1 pseudogene is annotated in these 236 nt (G+C 72.5%); it reads right to left on the bottom strand.

Annotation, left to right across the window (positions count from 1 at the left end):
* Nucleotides 1-236 (bottom strand): annotated as a pseudogene (locus tag KVT44_RS57085) (hypothetical protein); the annotation flags it as partial.

Genomic DNA, 236 nt, shown 5'->3' with positions numbered 1-236 from the left:
GAAATACACGACCCCGGCGAACCCGCCACCGAACAACATCACCACGACCAGGCAGGCGCAGCACCTGCGGCGCTTCTTGCCCTTGTCGACCTTGCCGCCGCGGCCCTTCCGGACGCCGCGGCCGGCCTTCGGATCGTCGACGACGAGGTCGTCATCGGAGTCGCCGCCCGCGAAGCAGGCGGGGTCGCCCCGGTCGGGTCCCGGAGCCCAGTCGATCTCCCGTGCGGGCTCGGCGC

This window comes from Streptomyces sp. GbtcB7, from assembly GCF_019091445.1.
GTDB lineage: Bacteria > Actinomycetota > Actinomycetes > Streptomycetales > Streptomycetaceae > Streptomyces > Streptomyces mirabilis.
The sequence above is the reverse complement of the archived record's forward strand: the minus strand, read 5'-3'. Positions and strand labels throughout refer to the sequence as shown.